We start from the raw sequence: 20309 nt of genomic DNA, 5'->3' as shown, positions 1-20309 counted from the left end.
AAAAAGGGTGTTACTATGGAGTTTTTACTTATTTTACTTCCGGTTTTTGGAATTTTTGCTATTGGTTTTATTGGGCAGAAAACCTTAAAATTTGATATTCCAAATTTATCTAAACTGACACTTTATCTGATGTCACCGTTCCTTGCATTTAATACTTTTTATACTAATCCTTTGTCCATGGATTACGTTTATTTGGCGATTTACATTTTTGTGCTGTGCTTGAGTTTAATTTTGCTGGTTAGCTTTATTAGCTTTTTGCTAGGTTATAATTTACAAGATCGTTGCGCACTTATTTTGGCTAGCGCTTTTATGAATAATGGTAACTACGGAACACCTGTAGTCCTGTTAGTTTTTGGTGCGGTAGGACTTGATATTGCAGTTGTTTTAATGGTTTTACAACAACTTGCCATGAGTACGATTGGTATTTATTTTGCGGCAAAAGGAAGCAAGGATTCAAACGGAATGAAAACCGTCATAAAACGGGTTGTGCGAATGCCTATTGCTTACGGGGCTTTGCTTGGCCTTCTTCTTCAATTACTTCATGTTTCGTTACCCTCTGCATTAATGACTTGTGTGAAACTGGTTGGTGATGCAGCTATTCCAACGATTATGATTGTTCTTGGGATGCAACTTGCTGTTATTTCGTTTAGAAGAATTGAACTTGCTAAAGTTGGAATTGCCTTAGTACTGAAATTACTCATTGCACCCATTATTGCTTTTTGTTTAACATTAATTCTTCCAGTTGACGAAATGACTAAACAAATTATGATTTTGCTAGCGGCAATGCCAACTGCAGCCAATACAACTTTGATGGCAGTTCAATTCGATACGAAACCAGATTTGGTTTCTAGTGCCACTTTTATCAGTACTGTTTTAAGTATTATTACTTTACCAATTGTGCTCTATTTTCTCCATCCAATTTTCTAATTCAGGTTTTGGCCAATTTTTGTATAGACCAATATAAAAACAAAACGTTTGCCTTGCTTTATTTTAAGAAATATAATTACTATACCAATTAAAATAAGGAGGCAACATCTAGTGGGAAAAATTGATATGAAATATTTACAATTATTAGCAAAAGAATACCCTACTATCGCTAAGACTGCTACAGAAATTATTAATCTAGAAGCAATTATGAACCTTCCAAAAGGAACAGAGCATTTTTTAAGTGATGTTCATGGTGAATATAGTGCTTTTGAACAAGTTTTGCGTAATGGCTCTGGAGTTGTTAAGCGAAAAATCCGTGATATTTTCGGAACAGAGTTAGATGATGCCGAAATTAATTCTCTTAGTACGCTAATTTATTATCCAGAAGAAAAAATGGATTTGATTGCAGAAGAAACGGAAAACATGCAAGACTGGTATCGCATAACACTTTTTCGCTTAATTGAACTTTGCCAATATGTTGCTTCTAAATACACCCGTTCTAAAGTTAGAAAAGCAATGCCAGAAGATTTTGCATACATATTAGAAGAGCTACTTCACGAAAATTATAATGAAGATGATAAAAAAATGTATTATGAAGAAATTTTACAACATATCATTTCACTTGGACGTGCCGAAGAGTTTATTAGTGCCTTATCACATCTTATTCAGCAATTAGTAGTCGATCATTTGCATATTGTTGGGGATGTCTATGATCGTGGTCCTTATCCTGACAAAATTATGGATACCCTTATGAATTATCATTCACTTGATTTCCAGTGGGGTAATCATGATATTTTATGGATGGGTGCTGCTAGTGGTTCTCGTGTTTGTGCTGCTAATGTTATTCGAATCTCTGCACGTTACTTAAATTTAGATATTCTAGAAGATAGCTATGGTATTTCACTTCGCTCCCTCGCTCTGTTCGCAGATGAAGTTTATAAAAATGATCCTTGTACTTATTTCCAACCCAAAAATGAAGATAATATTGATTACAAAAAAGCAGAAATCACCCAGATTGCTCGGATGCATAAAGCTATCGCCATTATCCAATTTAAACTAGAAGGCGAAATTATCAACCGGCGCAAAGAGTTTAATATGAATCATCGCCTTCTTCTTAATTTTATTGATTACAAAAATGGAACTATTCATTTAAAAGGAAAAGACTATAAATTACTAGATACTTATTTTCCAACGATTGATCCAGAACATCCCTACAAACTTACAGAAGCAGAAAAAGAACTTATTGAAAAAATTACGGCTTCATTCAAAAATTGTCATCGATTACAAAAGCATGTGCAATTTTTATATGCAAAAGGTAGTATGTTTTTAACTTATAATGGAAACTTGCTTTATCACGGTTGTATACCGCTTCATGAGGACGGAACTTTTATGGAGATGACTCTGCGAGGAAACAAATACGCAGGGCGGGAGCTTTTAGAACAATTTGAAATACTTACTCGGGAAGCTTATGTACGACAACCAGGAACAGAAGAAAAGAAATATGCTTGTGATATCGTTTGGTATTTATGGACTGGTGCCGTTTCTTCTCTATTTGGGAAAAGTGAAATGACCACTTTTGAGCGTTATTTTGTTGCTGATAAGAAAACACATATTGAAGAAAAAAACCCTTATTATAATTTGCGTAATAACGAGATAATTTGTCAGCAAATTTTGGAAGAGTTTGGGCTTGATGGCGATTGTGGACATATTATTAATGGCCATACACCTGTAAAAGAAGGCAAAGGGGAAAGCCCTATTAAAGCAAATGGAAAAATGCTTGTAATTGATGGAGGTTTTGCAAAAGCGTATCATAAAAAGACTAATTTGGCTGGTTATACTCTACTTTTCAATAGTTATGGTCTTCAACTAGTTAGTCACCAACCTTTTACAAGTAAAGAAGATGCGATTGCAAACGAAACTGATATTCTATCAACACGCCAAGTTATCGAGATGGAAATTAATCGAAAGCGTGTGAGGGACACTGATATTGGTGAAAAACTTAATGAGCAAGCAGAAGACTTAAAACTATTACTTGGCGCTTATCGTAATGGGCTATTCAATGAAGGGCGCTAATATCCTAAAAAGTAATTGTCATAAAACTTTCACAAGTCAATAATTGGCTTAACTGCAACAACATATCGTGAAATGTATATTTATGACCTAATTTTCCTAGTGCATGTTTTAATAAAAAAAGTTATATTAAAATAGTAGTTATTTCTTTATACAGTTCCTTAAAGAATATCTATTCATTCCCACTTCGCTTTTTGATTCCCACAGATCAAAAGCAAAAAAAGAAGGTCCAGCATTGTCTGGACCTTCTTTTTTATTTACCTTGTTCGCGCGCCAATCTTCTTGCTTCACGTGCCGCTTTTCTTGCTGCTCGTTCATCATCAACAGAAGACGACAGTTCTTCGGCTACTTCTTTTTTCTTCCATATTTTCTCTAGATCAAGCCCAGCCATTGTTGCATAGCGTTTAAAGCGTTTTTCTGCATCTAAGCGGGTTTTCTCAGATAGTTTTGTAGCCACTTCTGGATTTGCTTTATAGAGCGCTGAGTATCGTGTTTCGCGTTTCAGGAAATCTTCAAATTGATCGAAATCGACTTTTTTATAATCCATTGTCATGGGATTTTTTCCTTTTTCTTCTAAAGCGGGATTATAACGATATAAGCTCCAGTAGCCGCATTCAACTGCTTTTTGAGTTTCGCTTAACATGGTTTTCATACCGCTTGAAATACCGTGATTAATGCACGGAGTATAAGCAATAATTAGAGATGGACCTGGATATGCTTCCGCTTCTTCAATCGCTTTTAAGGTTTGACGTTTGTTCGCCCCCATCGCAATTTGTGCTACATAGATATTCCCATAACTCATCGCCATAATACCAAGGTCTTTTTTACCAACAGATTTTCCACCAGAAGCAAATTTGGCAATAGCTGCTGTTGGTGTGGCTTTCGATGATTGTCCGCCAGTATTTGAATATACTTCATTATCCATTACGAAAATATTCACATCTTCACCCGATGCTAAAACATGATCAATTCCGCCGAAGCCAATATCATAAGCCCATCCATCGCCACCAAGCATCCACTGTGAACGTTTAATAAATAACTCACGGTCATTATAAATAGATTCTAGTGAAGGATTCCCTTCCATCTCACTAAGAAGCGCAAGTTGTAAGGCTTCTGCTCGTTCGCGCGTATCTTCTGAAACATCTATGTGCGTTTGCCAGTCAACTAGGTTCTCGCGTAAAACTTCTGACATAGCTTCTTCTCTAAGCGCTTTCGTCACTTTATTGTTTAAAGCTTTTCGCATGGTTTGGTTCGCCAAATACATACCATAACCATATTCCGCGTTATCTTCTAAAAGTGAATTTCCCCATGCTGGACCATGTCCTTTATCATTAACGGTATAGGGAGTTGCCGGTGCAGATGCGCCCCAAATCGAGGAACAGCCAGTCGCATTCGCTATCATCATCCGGTCACCAAACATTTGCGTTAATAATTTAACATAAGGGGTTTCACCACAGCCAGCACAAGCTCCAGAGAACTCAAGTAACGGTTGTTCAAATTGACTACCCGGAACGGTATTTTTCTTACCAGGATTTTTCTTCGGTTTGACATTAATTGCAAACGACCAATTCGGATTTTCTTTGGCAGCAACTTCTTCAAATGGTTTCATTACAAGCGCTTTGTCTTTCGCTGGACAAGTTTCCGCACATAAGTTGCAACCAGTGCAATCCATCGGGGAAACTTGGATACGGTAACGAAGACCATCTTTGCCACGCATTTCACGTGTCATAAAGCCTTCCGGTGCAGACTCCATTTCTTCTTCATCTGTTAAAATTGGACGAATCGCTGCATGGGGGCAAACAAAGGCGCATTCATTACACATTGTGCAATTTTCCGAAATCCATTCGGGAACTTCAAGCGCTATGCCACGTTTTTCATAAGCTGCAGTTCCTGGAGGATAAGCGCCACTGACCATGCCATTAGAAATCAAGTCACCCACGGTCAAGTTATCACCTTCTAAGCGATTTACTGGCTCAAGAATATTTTTAATATACGCAGGTTTTTCGGTGGTGGCATTTGTTTCCACTGTTAATTCTCGGTGTGCCCAGCTTTCAGGAACATTGACTTTATGCAAATTAGCAACTGTTTGGTCCATTGCCAGAATATTTTTCTCTGCAACTGTCATATCTTTTTTTCCATAAGTCGCAATAGCCGATTCTTTTAAGCCAGCCAGTGCTTTTTCAAACGGTAAAATATTGGTCACGCGGAAAAAGGCCGTTTGCATAACTGTGTTGATTCGTCTTCCAAGCCCTGCTTCTCCAGCAATTCTCATCGCATTTAATGTGTAGAATTGAATATTATTTTTCGCAATATATTCGCGCATTACGGCTGGTAAATGACGTTCTAACTGCTCGCCTTCCCAAATCGTATTGAGTAAGAAAGTTCCGCCTGGTTTTAAGCCTTTTAATAAATCATAGGAACGTAAATAGGCAGAGGTGGAGCAGGAAACAAAATCAGCTTGTTGGATTAAATAGGCAGAACGAATCCGATTTTCACCAAAACGCAAATGTGAAACGGTCAACCCGCCGGATTTTTTGGAATCATACGAGAAATAGCCTTGCGCATATAAATCGGTATTATCTCCAATGATTTTAATCGCAGCTTTATTTGCGCCAACTGTACCGTCCGAGCCAAAGCCCCAGAATTTGCATTGGAATGTTTTGGCTGAAGTCAGATCACTTGGTCCAGTATTTTCAATAGAAAGGTTAGTAATATCGTCTGTAATCCCAATTGTAAAGCGTGATTTTGGTTTTTCGGTCATTAGGTGCGAATAAACACCAAGAATCTGGTCTGGTGTAACATCTTTTGAACCTAAGCCGTATCTACCGCCAATAACTAGCGGACGAGTCTCACTATCATAAAGCACACTTTGTACATCAAGTAAAAGTGGTTCGCCGCCTGAGCCGGGTTCTTTCGTCCGATCTAACACAGCTACACGTTCTACTGTTTTCGGCAGTTTCGCTAAAAAGTTTTCTGCTGGGAAAGGACGATATAAACGAATATTTAGTAAGCCTACTTTTTTGCCTTGGATTGTTAAGTAATCAATGACTTGCTCGATGACAGGTGTTACAGAACCCATCGCCACAATTACGTCTGTTGCATCTTCTGCTCCGTAATAATTTACTAAGTCATAGTCTGTGCCACGAAGCTGATTAATTTCTTGCATGTAATTTTGAACGATACTAGGAATTTCCTCGTAATAACGATTCACTGTTTCCCTTTGTTGGAAAAAGATATCTGGATTTTGGTTGGAACCTAATGTTTTAGGGTTATTTGGTGTCATTGCGCGATTTCTGAATTGTTGTAAAGCCTCTTTATCAAGTAAATTTTCTAATTCGTCATATTCGAGCACTTCGACTTTTTGTAATTCATGGCTCGTCCGAAATCCGTCAAAGAAGTTTAAAAATGGTAAACTCCCTTTTAACGATGCTAGATGGGCAACAGCAGATAAGTCCATTACTTCTTGCACGGAACCTTCTGCGAGCATTGCAAATCCAGTTTGGCGTGCTGCCATCACATCACTATGATCGCCAAAAATATTCAGCGAGGCTGCCGAAATCGTTCTTGCAGAAACATGGAAAACAGTTGGTAATAGTTCGCCGGCAATTTTGTACATATTCGGAATCATTAAAAGTAAACCTTGACTCGCTGTATATGTGCTAGTTAAGGCTCCTGCTTGAAGTGAGCCATGAACTGTTCCTGCTGCGCCTGCTTCTGATTGCATTTCTACTACTTTTACGGGTTCATTGAATAAATTTTTCTTGTTTTTTGAAGACCATTCATCCACAAGTTCCGCCATGGTGGAGGAAGGGGTAATCGGATAGATTGCTGCAACTTCAGTAAATGCATAAGAAATATAAGCTGCGGCGGTGTTTCCATCCATCGTTTTTCTATTTCGCATGAGACTTAACACTTCCAGTCATTCTAGTTTTATAATCATTCTTATTCTACACCACAATTCGCTTATACTCAATGCTTCACAAGGACTAGAAAAAGTGTAGATTTTTAACAAAAAAAGAAAGCTTTCTTAACTGTTGCACATATAGAAACGTGCTTTCAGGTTTATTAAGCTTCCATCTACATTTTGCAAGTCAACTGAATAATGATATAAAATTAAAATTGGAACCATGTTTGAAAGAAAAATTTTTAGCTTATCTACATGCGAACACTGACCGCAAAAACTCGAAGTACCATTGATTCCATCAAGTGACTATGATATATTTAGCTTACGATTCATCTCCACTTATAATTTAGGTTATTTAAGTGGTATCAATTTAGTTATTGTATGGGAGTGGCTACGAATGAATAAGTATTTGGAATTACATCTTGAAAATATAATAATACCCGACAACTACAAAAATATTGTATCAGAAACTGGGGAATGGTTTTACGAAGAGGCAACTATTTTTAGTGCATTTGATTTAAATATAATTGAGACTACACGAGGAACTAATTACGAATGTGCACTCGATCCTTTTAATGATGAATCGGAAGACATGAAAGAACTTAATAACATATTAGAAAATAATGGATATGAAGTTAATGGATATGGTTGGGAAGACTATTTTTCTGAATTCATTCAGAAGAATTACTCCGATTTTTCTTCCAAAGTTGGAACTGACAGCGAATCTGATACTTGTGGAATTTATGTTTTGGATAGTCTGGAAGATTATAAAAAATTATTAAGTATCATTTCGAAAGCTATTAGAACTTTATTATCTTAATAAATAAGAACATAATTAATACTTAAATAATCAAAATTCCCGAAAAAAACAAGCAAAACATCTTGAAAAAGATAAATTTTTGCTTGTTTTTTGCTTGTAAAAAACGGGAGTGATCACTCATAAAAACATCTTGAATTCTTTTTTTAAATTACTCACTTAATTGATGCCACTTTCAATAAATTTATTCTCATGAGAACTCATCAACCAAGATAGTTTCTTTTATTCGTTTAATTCTAAAACAGATTCAGCAATGTTGTTCGCGTGGTCACCAATTCGTTCTAAATCACTGACGATATCAATATATAAAATTCCGCTAACGACTTGGCATTTGCCTTCGTTTAAGCGACGAATATGATTTTTACGTAATCGACGCTCTGCTTTATCAATATCTTTTTCTACTAAAATAGTTTCTTCTGCGAGTGCGCGATCTTTTTTGTGCATTGCTTTTACTGCACGTTCGAAATTAGATGTTGTCAGTTCAAACATTTCGATTAGCTGTGTGGAAGCTTCTTCGGACATTTTCGCTTTGTTTTTAATCAGTTGGTCGATATTTTCTACGATGTTCTCCATGTGATCGCCAACCCGTTCAATATCACGAACGGTATCAAGCATCAGCGCATGTTCTTCTGTTTCATTGTTTGTTAAAGCGACCGAAGAAATTTTAGTTAAGTATTCGGTAATTTTCCGGTCTAAATTATTCACTGCTTCTTCGACTTGAACAGTTGACTCGGCATATTTTGGCTCCTGGTTAACGAGATAATTTTTTGCCTCTTGTAAGCCTAATTTAGCATAATCTGCCATGCGAAGTGTTTCCTCGCGTGCCATTTCAAGTGCAATACCTGGCGACTGATCGATTAAATTTGTATCTAGATGTTTCACTTTATAATCAATGCGCGAATCGTCTCCTGGTATGAGTTTTGTTACTAGCCAAGCAAAGGCACCAATAAACCAGAATTGAATGAATGTATTTGTCACATTAAACGTTCCGTGAGCGACCGCAATGGTCATCTCAGGATTTAGTCCAAATAAGCCTTGCATATATGTCACAAGCGATGTGAAAAGTGGCAAAATCAGCATAAATATGATTGCGCCTAATAAGTTAAAAATCACATGAGTCGCTGCTGCTCGTTTTGCTGCAACACTCGCACCAATCGCTGCAAGAACAGCTGTAATCGTCGTTCCAATATTGTCTCCAAATAGAACTGGTAAAGCTGCTTGAAGATCTATCGCACCTTGCCCATATAATTCTTGTAAAATCCCGATAGTCGCACTTGAGGACTGTACTACCGCTGTAAAGATTGTTCCGATTAACAAACCTAAGAATGGATTCGTACTCATTTGAGCAGTTAATTCATGAAAGGCTTCCATACTAGCAAGAGGCTTCATCCCTTGACCCATCAGATCCAGTCCATAAAATAACGCACCAAATCCAAAGAATACTTGTCCAATATTTTTCACTTTATGATTTTTAAAGAAGAATAAAAGTACTGCTCCTACAGCAATTATTGGTAAAGAATACTCGGATAACTTAATACCAATAATAAAGGCAGTCACGGTTGTCCCAATATTTGCCCCCATGATAACACCAATTGCTTGTTTTAAGGTCATAAAACCGGCACTTACTAACCCGACCGTCAAAACAGTTGTACCTGAGCTACTTTGAATTAATACGGTAACTAAAATTCCGGCAAGTACACCCATAAAAGGATTCGTCGTGTACTTATCTAAAATATCACGGAGTCTATCTCCGGCCGCCATTTGCAGTCCGTCTCCCATGTATTTAATGCCGAAAAGAAAAATTCCAAGTCCTCCGACAAATTGAAAAATCATCTGCTGAATATTTATGTCTCCCATGAAAATCTCCTTTTTGTTTGTAATCTTGTAATTTCACTCTTTTTTCATCATAAAAGAAAGTAAAAGCGAGGTAAATAGATTTTTTTCATTTTGTAAAGGAAGTTCTATGGAAAAGAGTGTAACACATTGAAAATAAAGGATTTAATGCGTTCCGAATGTATTGTTAAGTTTTTGTAAAGGTCATTTACATAGACTTTTATTTTTTAGATCGTAAAGTAGCAATATACGCTTTCGCTGCCATTACATTTAATTGTTTGCTTTCTTGTAAAAATTGAGCTACTTGTTCAATTTCATGTGCATTTGCTCCTGCTGTCATGGCCAGAGATTTTGCTTGTAACGACATATGCCCCCGCTGGATGCCTTCCGTAACGAGTGCTTTTAAAGCCGCTAAATTTTGCGTTAAACCAACTGCACATACTAACATAGCTAATTCTTTTGCTGATTCTACGCGCGCAATCTTTTTCGAAAGGCTGGCAATCGGATGAATCCCGATAGAACCTCCTACAAAGGCTACTGGCATTGGTAAAGTTAATTCACCAACTAAGTACCCTTGTCGATCTTTTGACCACTTAGACATCGGCTTATAGCTTCCTGTACGGGCAGCATAGGCATGACTTGCGGCTTCTACTGCACGCCAATCATTTCCAAAAGCCATAATAACTGCATCGATACCATTCATGATTCCTTTGTTGTGTGTGGCTGCTCGGTAAATGTCAGCATCTGCAAATTCATAAGCGGCAATAATTCGGTCACGTACCCATTCGCCACTTTGCGTTTTCGTGGCTAAGCTTAGAGGGGAAAGTCGACAAGTAACAGTTGCGGTTGCTTCATCTACTAGATTAGATAAAATCCGCATATTTGCAGTACCATCCGTTAAAATCTCTAATTCTGGCGCTAATGTTTCTACCATTGTATTTACCATGTTAGCTCCCATTGCTTCTTTGGTATCAACGAGTAAATGGACAATAAATAACGTTTCTTCACTCACAGTTTTGGCTGTGCGCACCTGTAAATCTACAGCTCCTCCACCTCTTTTTTGTAAAGATGGGTGCGCACCATTTGCAATTGCAATGAGCTTTTCTCGGCTAGCAATTACTTTCTCTTTCGCAACATGCACATCTGGTACGTTGATTAACTCCACTTGCCCAATCATTTTTCGGTCAGTTGCAGTGCCTTTCATTCCACCGTTTTGCGCAATTAGTTTTGCTCCCGAGCTTTGAGCAGCAACAACAGAAGGCTCTTCCATTGCCATTGGAACAACATATTTTTTTTCATTTAAAAGCATATTCATTCCTAGACCGAGCGGAAGCGAATAGATACCTACTGTATTTTCTATCATGTGATTTGCTTTATCAAGTGAAAGTGCTCCTGTTGAAGCTAAAAATGCTTGTTCTTCCTCATTTAAATTTGCATATTCAGCTAAAACTGCGCGACGTTCCTCTACTGTTTTTTTATAAAATTTATCAAAAGCTTCCATTGCTCTAATCACCTCAAATTAAATTTTCTGCACTTAATTGACTATAGCATATTCCGAAACTGAATGTAACGATGCCAGTAATCTCCACTTAGTTCTGCTTTATTCTTAGGTTTTTCCCATTTCCCCACAACTTGTCCATCTGAAATAATCGACGGTCTAAAGATCCCGTTCTTTGTTATGATTGATTCCTGCCACTTTTTAGGTAAAATAATGGATCGGTCCATGTATCCGATAATCCACTCATCAAAACCTGCAAGTGGAACTGTATGTACTGGACTATTATTTTCAATTGTATTGGACAAATATAAGTCGCCTTCTTTATTGAAATCTTCTAAAGCTATTTTTGCATCGGTAACGGTTAATCCAGACCAAAAGCAAAAGTCCTTTAAAGTAGCTGGTGCGTGACTTTGTATGTAGCGCTTTGCCAATTCTTTCAATGCTTCTTCTCGTGTATAAATGTACTCTGGGGTTGGTATCTGCTTCGTATCTCTAAAAGTTTCGTCTGCGCCAGAGCATATAACTTTCCGTGAGCTTAAATAGACCAATAATTGTGCAAACGGAATGCCAGTGCTTGGTAACTGATGTTTAGCTAAGTGCTCTGCCAAGTCTTTTCTAGTAACAATATTCTCGTCTACCAGAGTTTGTACAATAGCCGTAGACTTGTTCAGAATATCTTCTGTTAAACCTAATTTAGTCCGATATGGCTTACAAATTTTATCTATTCTAGGGGCAATTAAGTCCATCAACCAGTGATAATCACGTGCCGAAAAAAGATGAATTGTTCCTCGCAAAAGCCACGTTCGGATAATTTCACCTTCATCAATTGCTTTTTTTACAGTTTGCTCGTTTGGAGTAATTAATCTACTTCCAACTGCCCAAAGTGATTGACCATAACTTTGGGATTGCATGGCCCCAAAATGAAATACTACTTCTTCAGGGGATTCAAGCCATGTGGTTTCAGCTAATTTTTGGTTTATAAACCGGTTTTGAATAATCGTTTTCCGCTCCATATTAACCTCTTTTTTTAGTTTATTGTAGCACAAAAACATAGCAAAAATCCCTTCCGCTTTGAAAAGACGGAAGGGATTTTACATTAGTTTACTTTTTTAACTTTTATTACACGGTAAGCAACTATTAATAATATAGTTCCTAATAATACAAACATCACTGTTTTTTGAGTGTCACCTGTTTTTGGTAAATTTTTAGCTTTTTCGACATTTCTTTCATTTACAGTAATTTTCTTCCCAATGTCTGTTTTTATATTGGGTTGAATAGGTATTGGTGTATTTGGTAATGGTGTTGGTGGCGCAGGAATTGGTGGTGTTAATGGTGTTAACGGCGTTCTTGTGTTTTCTACCGTAATCTTTGTTACTTCATCAGTTTTAATTGTTAAAGAAATGGGGGTTTCATCTAGCTTGTAACCGGTTGGCGCTTTTGTTTCAATCAATTGGTATTCGCCAGGTGTAAGATTACTTAAGTTCGCTTTACCACTAGCATCCGTTACTATTCTGGTAATAATATTTCCGTCCCTATCAACTAACTTAAACTCTGCATCTGCTAATTGAAGTGAGGTATCTTGACTATCTACTTTCGTTATCTCTAATGTTCCTTTTGCTGGGGGCATTTTCTCATTTTCGAACATAAAATTTGTTAGTATGGAACTATTTATCGTAACTTTGACTGGTGAATTACTAATCTTGTAACCAACTGGTGCTTTCGTTTCTGTTAAAGTATAGTCTCCTAATGGAAGATTATCTAAATTCGCTTTACCAGAAATATTAGTAGTCAGCTGATAGGAGGTTCCTGTAGTATCTGAAACTAATGTGAATTCTGCTCCTTCTAACGTAACATTATGATCATTTTTATCTACTTTTGTTAGTTCAAAAGAGCCGTAATCTCCATCTGCTGTTCCACTTCCGCTAGTTGAATCACTTACTACATCCAAGCTTTTTGTTTCAATATTATCACCAGATATTGCAATCGTATTCCGATACTGTTGCAAAGAGCTATCTGTAATTTTCGTTTGGTATGTAAGCCGGTAACTTTGATTAATATCACCAAGCGAAATCTTCATTTTTGTTGGACTATCAAATGTTACTGTATAGTCCGAACTTGGTACGACAGAAGATGGCGGTACCAAAGCCCCGTACTCATTAAATGCTTGTTTCGTTAACACAACGCTATTTGGTACAAATTCTTGGCCAGGCCCTAGCGTGTCAACTATTACCGCATTATTAATTGCTTTATTCGCAAAATTTATTCGTGCATTCCAATTAATAATATTTGTTTCATCTTGTGAAATTGTCCCACCTTTAATAAGAATTTCTTCTGGGTTAACAACAGGCGTCGGATTCACATTTACATTAATTGTTGTTGATTCCCCATTAAAAGTATAAGTAAGTGGAACAACCGTTTCTTCTTTAATTGTTTCTAAGTTAAAATAATCTTGTAGTTGGATAGTTCCTTTTACATTAGCTCTACCTTCCACATAGCTATTAAATGTAACGGTCATTATATTGTGTGCTGCATCCACTACAACTTCACCAGCCACTTGATCATCTTCCGTCTTTAATGGAAAAGTAATACTATCAGCGACGTAAATGGTTTTGCCTAATTTTACGGTAAAAGTATCGCCACTTTTAAGATTATTTGTCTTTGCAGACCATTTAAAAGTGGAGGTGAATTCTTCATAAAAATCATAGTTTCCAGTTGATGATCCATCGTTATGCGTTACAGTTACCGAATCAATTACATTATTTAATTCAGCAGCCCGTGCTTTTGTTCCACTTTGAAAAAATGGAACTACCATTGTAAAAATCAGTGTTAAAATAGTTATTAATTTTAAACCTCTTTTTAACTTCATGTTGTATTCCCCCTAGAAAATTTAAGTCTTTATCATAGGCAAGAATACACCAAAAACCTTGGTATGAGAATACTTTTAAGACAAACTACATTGATTCGTCACAATAAACTAAATAATGCGGAAGTTTCTCCACTAAATCTTTACAGCACAAAAGTAGCTGCTAAATAATTTAGCAGCTACTTTTTTTAGAAATTAAAATTATCTGGATCTGGACCAGTTCTTTCATCTTTGTTCAATCCACTGATTTTTGCAACTTCTTCATCACTTAATTCAAAGTCGAAAATATCGGCATTTTGGATAATACGTTCTTGGTGAACTGATTTTGGAATAGTGACTACCCCAATTTGTAAGTCCCAGCGAAGAATAACTTGCGCAACTGATTTACCGTGTGCATCTGCAATGGCTTTAATTTCTGGGTTAGTAAGAAGTTTGCCGTTACCAAGTGGGGACCAAGCTTCAACAACAATATTGTTATCCGCACAGAATTTACGTAAAGGTTCTTGCGTTAATTGTGGGTGTAATTCAATTTGATTCACCATTGGAGCAATTTCTGCGTCTTCCATTAATTCTTTTAAATGATGTTCATGGAAGTTACATACACCAATTGCACGAACGCGTTTATCATTATATAATTTTTCAAAAGCGCGCCAAGTGTCTTTGAATTTACCTTCAACCGGCCAATGAATTAAATATAAGTCCACATAATCAAGTTCTAATTTACGTAGGCTTTCATCAAACGCAGCGAGAGTGGATTCATAACCTTGCTCAGCGTTCCAAAGTTTGGTAGTTACGAATAAGTCTTCTCTTTTAACGCCAGACTCTTTAATTGCTTGACCAACGCCTTCTTCATTTTTGTAAGCAGCAGCTGTATCAATGCTAATGTAACCAGCTTCGATTGCCCATTTAACAGAATTTACTGCTTCGTCGCCGTCTTGCACTTTCCATACGCCAAATCCTAAACGGGGCATTTCTACACCATTTGCAAGTTTTACTGTATCTTTTAAGTTCAATTTATCCGCCTCCTAAAAGTATTAACACGTTTACTATACACCTTAGAGTATACTCAAAGGCAAACATTTGGCTTTTCGATTTTCAAGGTGCTATTATTAAGAAAAAAAGAGGTGATTTTAGTGCAACAAACAATCAAAGAAGCATCCGAGCACACAGGTTTAAGCGCCCATACGATTCGCTACTATGAACGCGAAGGATTAATTCCCTTTTTAGCTCGCGATAAAAATAATAACCGGATTTTCGATAATGATGCCCTGCACTGGCTTGAATTACTAACATGTTTACGTGTCACTGGAATGCCACTTGCGAAACAAAAAGAAATCGTCGAATTAACTAAATGTGGTGACAAAACGGTATCAGAACGAATTGCTGTACTTAAAGAACATCAACAAGATATGTATCGCCGGCAAGCCGAACTGGACCGAGCATTCAAAAAAATCGAGAAAAAACTAGCTTGCTACGAAGAATTAGAAAAAGAAGTAAAAAAAAGTGTGAATCAGCTTAGCTAGGCTGATTCACACTTTTTTAGTGGATTCTTTTCTTTTTGCGACGTTTTCTAATAAAATAAATCAATAAACCAATAATCGCTACAAGAAGAATTCCACCAACTATCGCAATATTTTTTACGTTTGGTACAGTAACTTCAAAATACATTTCGGATTTTTGATCAAGTGGAACGTCCCAAGTTAGCTTTCCGCCATCGACGCTCTTAGCATTATTATCACCAATTGAAGACACTGGTAAATCTAAAATAAAAGTATAATCGACCTGACTTAATATTTCTTTAGGAAAAGGAACATTAGCTACTTCTTTTTGCCAAATTTTCTCGATATCAATATCAGCATCCACTTTAATTTTTTGTGTGAAGAAACTTTTCGTATTAGTAATTTTCACACCAAAATCTTCTGGGTTCATATCGCTTTGCTTCGTTTCGTTCTTCGCTAATTTCTTTTCGATATGATAACTTGTATTTGATTTCTTATCTACAGTAAAGCCAGCTTCTTTTAGTTTAGTTTCCACTTGATTTGAATAACTTGATGCGAAAATTCCTGCTACAGATGAAATATCGATGTCAAAGGAAACTGTTGCCTCCCCTGTTTTGTCTACCTTTACCGTATTGGTCACATCGGCACACCCTGCAAGAATTAATATCAAACTAAGTAGTAACGCGAAAACAATTTTTTTCATTAGTTTGCCTCATTTCTTATTTTTGCATGTGCTCATACTCGTGACCGCTCAGTTTAATTTCACCAGTCACATGAAATCCTAACCGTTCATAGAGGCGTTTCGCATGTGGATTTCCTTTGTCGCAATTTAAACCAACTACTTTTTCGCCATCTGCTGCTGCAATTTCTGTTAATTTAGCAAGTAAAGCTGTTCCAACGCCGTGACCGCGGTATTTTTCATTTGTTACAATTGAATCTAAATACCATTCACCTGGAAATGTTTCTTTATCCACAAAAATTGGTGCATCGTAAGTAATTCCATGTTTTTTCGCAATCTGATTCCAAGCATGGTCGATTTCTGGTTCCATTTTCCCGGGATAGCCAGCTAAAACTCCAGCAATATCTCCATCTTTTTCAAATACATGAAGGTGTCTATAGCTATAACGGTAATCATCTGTTTGAATCGCTTCGATTAGTGCATTTGTAATCGCATCTTCCGTTTCTACTTCTAAAATTGGTAACTCCATATCTTTCCATATTACGAGTAAAAGTGGCGCAATTTTTGGCGCGTCTGATTTTTTGGCTTGTCGAATCAATTTTTACATCCTCTTTTCTAATTTCATTGTATCATTTTACTATTGTTTCCATCTCACTTGCAAAAATAAAATGCTATTTAGGATCCATTTCCTCTAAATAGCATTTTATTCTTATTGCTGTGCTACTTTTTGTAAGAAGTCGAGTGCTTTACTTGTTAAATCTGTATCTTCCATGATTTTAGGCTCTTCTTGCGTTAATAGTTTAGTCAGTTTCTTCGTCTCTTCTTCCGTTAACTGTTCCAAATTTTTCAAGCTGTGCGCTATTGGTAAAACTGATTTCATGTATGCTTTCAGCGCTTCCAAACCTAGATTTTCAGTCAAAATACCTTGGCGTAGTAGTAGTCTTGCTTTCTCGGTTAATTCTGCATCCAAACTCACATCATAGCCTAAATGTTGTTGTTCGGTATCATGATTGTCTAAAAAATGTACTTCGATGGCAATTTGTTCCACTTCATACACCCGCAAACGAATACGCATATCTGACTCGAAGACTAATTTTACGCGAAAATCCGCTTCAAGCTCTTCGTTCATTTCTACTATTTTACCTAAAAGCCAAGCATGAAAAGCTAGTAGTTTTTGACGTACTTTATTATTTTTAATATGTTCCAAAACATACGGAAGCACAATTTTATTTGCATCATCTGTCCAGTAAGTTGGTAAATCACGCCAATATTTTTCTGTTTCAGTGCTCGTTCCATTAACGAGAAGAAGCGGATACGGATAAGCGCTCATATCACAAAATTGATTTTTTTGAAGTTCATATAAAAATGGAATCGTCTTTTTCACCGTTTTACTTTCCATTCCTAATTTTTCCACGAGTGGGGCGATAACGATAGCAATCTCCTCAATAACTTCTTCGGCAAGCAACTTCGCTTCTTCATTTCCCTCATAACGCGCACCGATATCTTTACCAAAGTTACGTTCTAACGAAGCTGCTACTAATTGTTGAGTTTTATTCATTTAATTGCCCTCCTTTAAGCTTTAGCTCTTTTGCGCTGAATAAGCTTTTGAATTTCTACAAATAAAAGTGGGAACATCGATAGGATGAATGCGAGAATCCAGTGCGTTAAGCTCATTTCTACTAAGAAGAACATGTTCGCAAGTGGTGGAATAATCGCAAGTCCTAAAATAATCAACATCGAACAAATCGCGCTAAAGAACAAGCCACGGTTAGATAAAAATCCGATAGTGAAAATTGATTTATCACTTCTTACATTGAAAATATGCGCAACAGATGACCATGCTAGAATAACAAACGCCATTGTCATTCCAACTTCATAACTTGCACCAATTGAATGATTAATCGTTACAAACTGTCCAATATAAAATCCAGCAAGTGTCACAATTGTGAAAACAACTGCTTGTGTCGCCATTTTCTTTCCAAGTCCATTCGCAAAAATCCCAGCGTTTTTCGGTATTGGCTTACGCTCCATAATCGAATCATCTGCTTTTTCACGACTAAGGAAAAAACCTGGAATCCCGTCAGATACGACGTTGATTAGTAGCAACTGAACAGCTACAACCGGCGCGCCCCAGCCAAGAATAATCGCAATTAACATAATGAAAATTTGTGAAAAGTTTGTACTTAGTAAAAAGTAAATCGTTTTGCGGATATTCTCATAGGCTGTACGACCTTCTTTGACAGCATCTACAATCGTTGCAAAATTATCGTCAGTTATAACCATATCTGCAGCATTTTTAGATACATCTGTTCCAGTGATACCCATTGCAGCGCCGACATCTGCTGCTTTTAGAGCTGGCGCATCATTTACGCCGTCACCTGTCATTGTGACGATTTCCCCATTTTTCTGCCAAGCTTTGACAATCCGAATCTTATCTTCTGGACTAACACGAGCGTATACCGCGTAATTTCTAATGTTTTGCTCCAAGTCTTCCTCTGACATGTCCGCAAGCTCTGCACCAGTAATGGCTTTGTCTCCATCTGTTAAAATCCCAATTTCTTTTGCAATTGCTGATGCCGTTACAATATGGTCACCAGTTATCATTACAGTCTTAATACCCGCTTTTTTAGCCGCTAACACAGCTGATTTACTTTCTGGTCTTGGTGGATCAATCATTCCAACCATTCCCGCAAACGTTAAGTCAGTCTCCAGCACCTTACTAGACAAGTCAGTCGGCATTTCCGAATATTTTTTATAAGCAACAACTAACACCCGTAATGCCTCTTCTGCAAAACTGTCATGTACTTGCTCTGCCTCTTTTAAAAACTCCGCTGAAAAATTTACCGGAATGCGGTCAAAAGCACCTTTTGTAATGGATAGAAATCCGTCTTCTACTTGATGAATCGTTGTCATGAGCTTTCTATCTGAATCAAAAGGAAGTTCGAATACACGTGGATATTTAGCTTCTAATGCTTTTTTCGTTGTTCCTTTTTCTTCTAGTAAACGAATAATCGCACTTTCAGTTGGATCGCCAATGATAGTCTCCTCGCCATCTGTCATATCAATAGTTGCGTTACTAGAAAGACTGAGCATCTCTAATACTTTTTGTTCTGCTGTATCAAACTCATTAGTCGCTTTTATTGGCGTATGGTCTGCTGCCCAAATTTGTTGGATAATCATTTTATTTTGTGTTAATGTTCCTGTTTTATCAGAACAAATTACAGACGTATTTCCGATTGTTTCTACTGCAGGAATTCGGCGGATAATCGTATTTTTCCGCACCATATTTTGAACCCCGTAAGCAAGTGTTAAGGTTACAATAACCGGCAATGTCTCAGGAACCGCTGCTACAGCAAGAGAAATCGCAATCATTAATGTTTCAATAATCGTTTCACCATACACATATACATCAATAATAAATATTAAAATACCCGCTAAAAGCGCTACAATACTAAGTCGTTTAGCTAGTTCTTTTAAGCGAAGTTGTAAAGGCGTCATCAGTTTTGAGGTGCTGTTTAGAAGTCCAGCAATTTTCCCCATCTCTGTTTCCATACCAATTTCTACGACAACCGCTGTAGCACGACCATTCGTTACAAGACAACCTGAGTAAAGCATATTCAACCGGTCGCCAATGGGTGCTTTTTCAGAAATAACCGCATTTGCATCCTTTTCAACAGGGACACTCTCACCGGTTAGCGCAGATTCCTCGACTTGTAAACTGCTGCTTGAAATAATCCGCGCGTCAGCTGGAATCATATCTCCCGCTACGATTTCAATAATATCACCTGGTACTAATTCGGTTGCATCTACCTGCATCCGCACACCATCACGAACAACCGTCGTTAAATGTGCATTCATACTTTGAAGTGCCGCGAGTGCTTTTTCGGCGCTGTTTTCTTGATAAATTCCTAACACCATATTTAAAACTACAATTCCTAAAATAACCACAACTTTCGCCCAACCATATCCAGTTGTAATTGCTAAATACGCAGAAATTGCTGCTGCAAAAAGTAAGACAATCGTCGTAATCTCAATCAAATGATGACCGATTTTTTGAAGTAGTGATTCTTTCTTGCCCTCTTCAAATTCGTTCGTCCCAAATTCTCCATGCTTTTGTTTCACTTGTTCTTTCGTTAATCCTGTGTCTAAATTCGTGTGTAGTTTGCTGAGAAGTTGCTCAATTGACTCTTTTACCCAAAGCATACATCTACCTCCTACG

General features: G+C 37.2%; 14 protein-coding genes. 4 read left to right on the top strand and 10 right to left on the bottom strand.

Annotated features, from left to right (window positions below):
* Positions 1-15: 15 nt before the first annotated feature.
* Entirely contained in the window at positions 16-927 is a 912-nt protein-coding gene (locus tag HCB38_RS03080; protein ID WP_185637514.1) for an AEC family transporter, read from the top strand.
* Between the two features lie 111 nt (positions 928-1038).
* Positions 1039-3000 (top strand): fructose-1,6-bisphosphatase, encoded by a 1962-nt coding sequence (locus HCB38_RS03075; protein WP_185318274.1) that lies wholly within the window; start codon positions 1039-1041, stop codon positions 2998-3000.
* A 250-nt stretch (positions 3001-3250) separates the two neighbouring features.
* On the opposite strand, the gene nifJ is transcribed toward HCB38_RS03075, so the two are convergent.
* On the bottom strand, positions 3251-6898 hold the full coding sequence (nifJ, locus tag HCB38_RS03070; protein WP_185637512.1) for a pyruvate:ferredoxin (flavodoxin) oxidoreductase: 3648 nt from the start codon (positions 6896-6898) through the stop codon (positions 3251-3253).
* Between the two features lie 400 nt (positions 6899-7298).
* On the opposite strand from nifJ, the gene HCB38_RS03065 reads away from it, so the two are divergent.
* A complete protein-coding gene (locus HCB38_RS03065) occupies positions 7299-7721 on the top strand; it encodes an Imm51 family immunity protein (RefSeq protein WP_003766035.1) in 423 nt (140 codons plus the stop codon).
* A gap of 219 nt (positions 7722-7940) precedes the next feature.
* On the opposite strand, the gene HCB38_RS03060 is transcribed toward HCB38_RS03065, so the two are convergent.
* The 5 genes from HCB38_RS03060 to HCB38_RS03040 all read right to left on the bottom strand — a co-directional run bounded on the left by HCB38_RS03060 (position 7941) and on the right by HCB38_RS03040 (position 14925).
* Positions 7941-9575, bottom strand: a complete 1635-nt coding sequence (locus HCB38_RS03060; protein WP_185607617.1) for a Na/Pi cotransporter family protein — start codon at positions 9573-9575, stop codon at positions 7941-7943.
* Positions 9576-9771: 196 nt separating this feature from the next.
* Positions 9772-11052, bottom strand: a complete 1281-nt coding sequence (locus HCB38_RS03055; RefSeq protein ID WP_185318271.1) for a hydroxymethylglutaryl-CoA reductase, degradative — start codon at positions 11050-11052, stop codon at positions 9772-9774.
* A gap of 41 nt (positions 11053-11093) precedes the next feature.
* Positions 11094-12062, bottom strand: a complete 969-nt coding sequence (locus HCB38_RS03050) for a winged helix DNA-binding domain-containing protein (RefSeq protein ID WP_185637510.1) — start codon at positions 12060-12062, stop codon at positions 11094-11096.
* Between the two features lie 83 nt (positions 12063-12145).
* On the bottom strand, positions 12146-13915 hold the full coding sequence (locus HCB38_RS03045; RefSeq protein ID WP_185318269.1) for a SpaA isopeptide-forming pilin-related protein: 1770 nt from the start codon (positions 13913-13915) through the stop codon (positions 12146-12148).
* A gap of 185 nt (positions 13916-14100) precedes the next feature.
* Positions 14101-14925: an aldo/keto reductase gene (locus HCB38_RS03040; RefSeq protein WP_185318268.1), complete on the bottom strand. Its 825-nt coding sequence runs from the start codon at positions 14923-14925 to the stop codon at positions 14101-14103.
* 120 nt (positions 14926-15045) lie between these two features.
* Between HCB38_RS03040 and HCB38_RS03035 the strand changes: the two genes are divergently transcribed.
* Entirely contained in the window at positions 15046-15435 is a 390-nt protein-coding gene (locus HCB38_RS03035) for a MerR family transcriptional regulator (RefSeq protein WP_185620302.1), read from the top strand.
* A 16-nt stretch (positions 15436-15451) separates the two neighbouring features.
* On the opposite strand, the gene HCB38_RS03030 is transcribed toward HCB38_RS03035, so the two are convergent.
* The 4 genes from HCB38_RS03030 to HCB38_RS03015 form a co-directional block, all read right to left on the bottom strand.
* Entirely contained in the window at positions 15452-16114 is a 663-nt protein-coding gene (locus HCB38_RS03030; protein WP_185318266.1) for a protein with hydrophobic anchor, read from the bottom strand.
* A 16-nt stretch (positions 16115-16130) separates the two neighbouring features.
* On the bottom strand, positions 16131-16688 hold the full coding sequence (locus HCB38_RS03025) for a GNAT family N-acetyltransferase (RefSeq protein ID WP_185318265.1): 558 nt from the start codon (positions 16686-16688) through the stop codon (positions 16131-16133).
* 111 nt (positions 16689-16799) lie between these two features.
* On the bottom strand, positions 16800-17648 hold the full coding sequence (locus HCB38_RS03020; RefSeq protein WP_185318264.1) for a hypothetical protein: 849 nt from the start codon (positions 17646-17648) through the stop codon (positions 16800-16802).
* 14 nt (positions 17649-17662) lie between these two features.
* Positions 17663-20293, bottom strand: coding sequence for a cation-translocating P-type ATPase (locus HCB38_RS03015; protein WP_185637508.1), 2631 nt, complete (start codon positions 20291-20293; stop codon positions 17663-17665).
* Positions 20294-20309 lie beyond the last annotated feature (16 nt).

Source organism: Listeria farberi (assembly GCF_014229295.1).
Taxonomy (GTDB): Bacteria; Bacillota; Bacilli; order Lactobacillales; family Listeriaceae; genus Listeria; species Listeria farberi.
The sequence above is the reverse complement of the archived record's forward strand: the minus strand, read 5'-3'. Positions and strand labels throughout refer to the sequence as shown.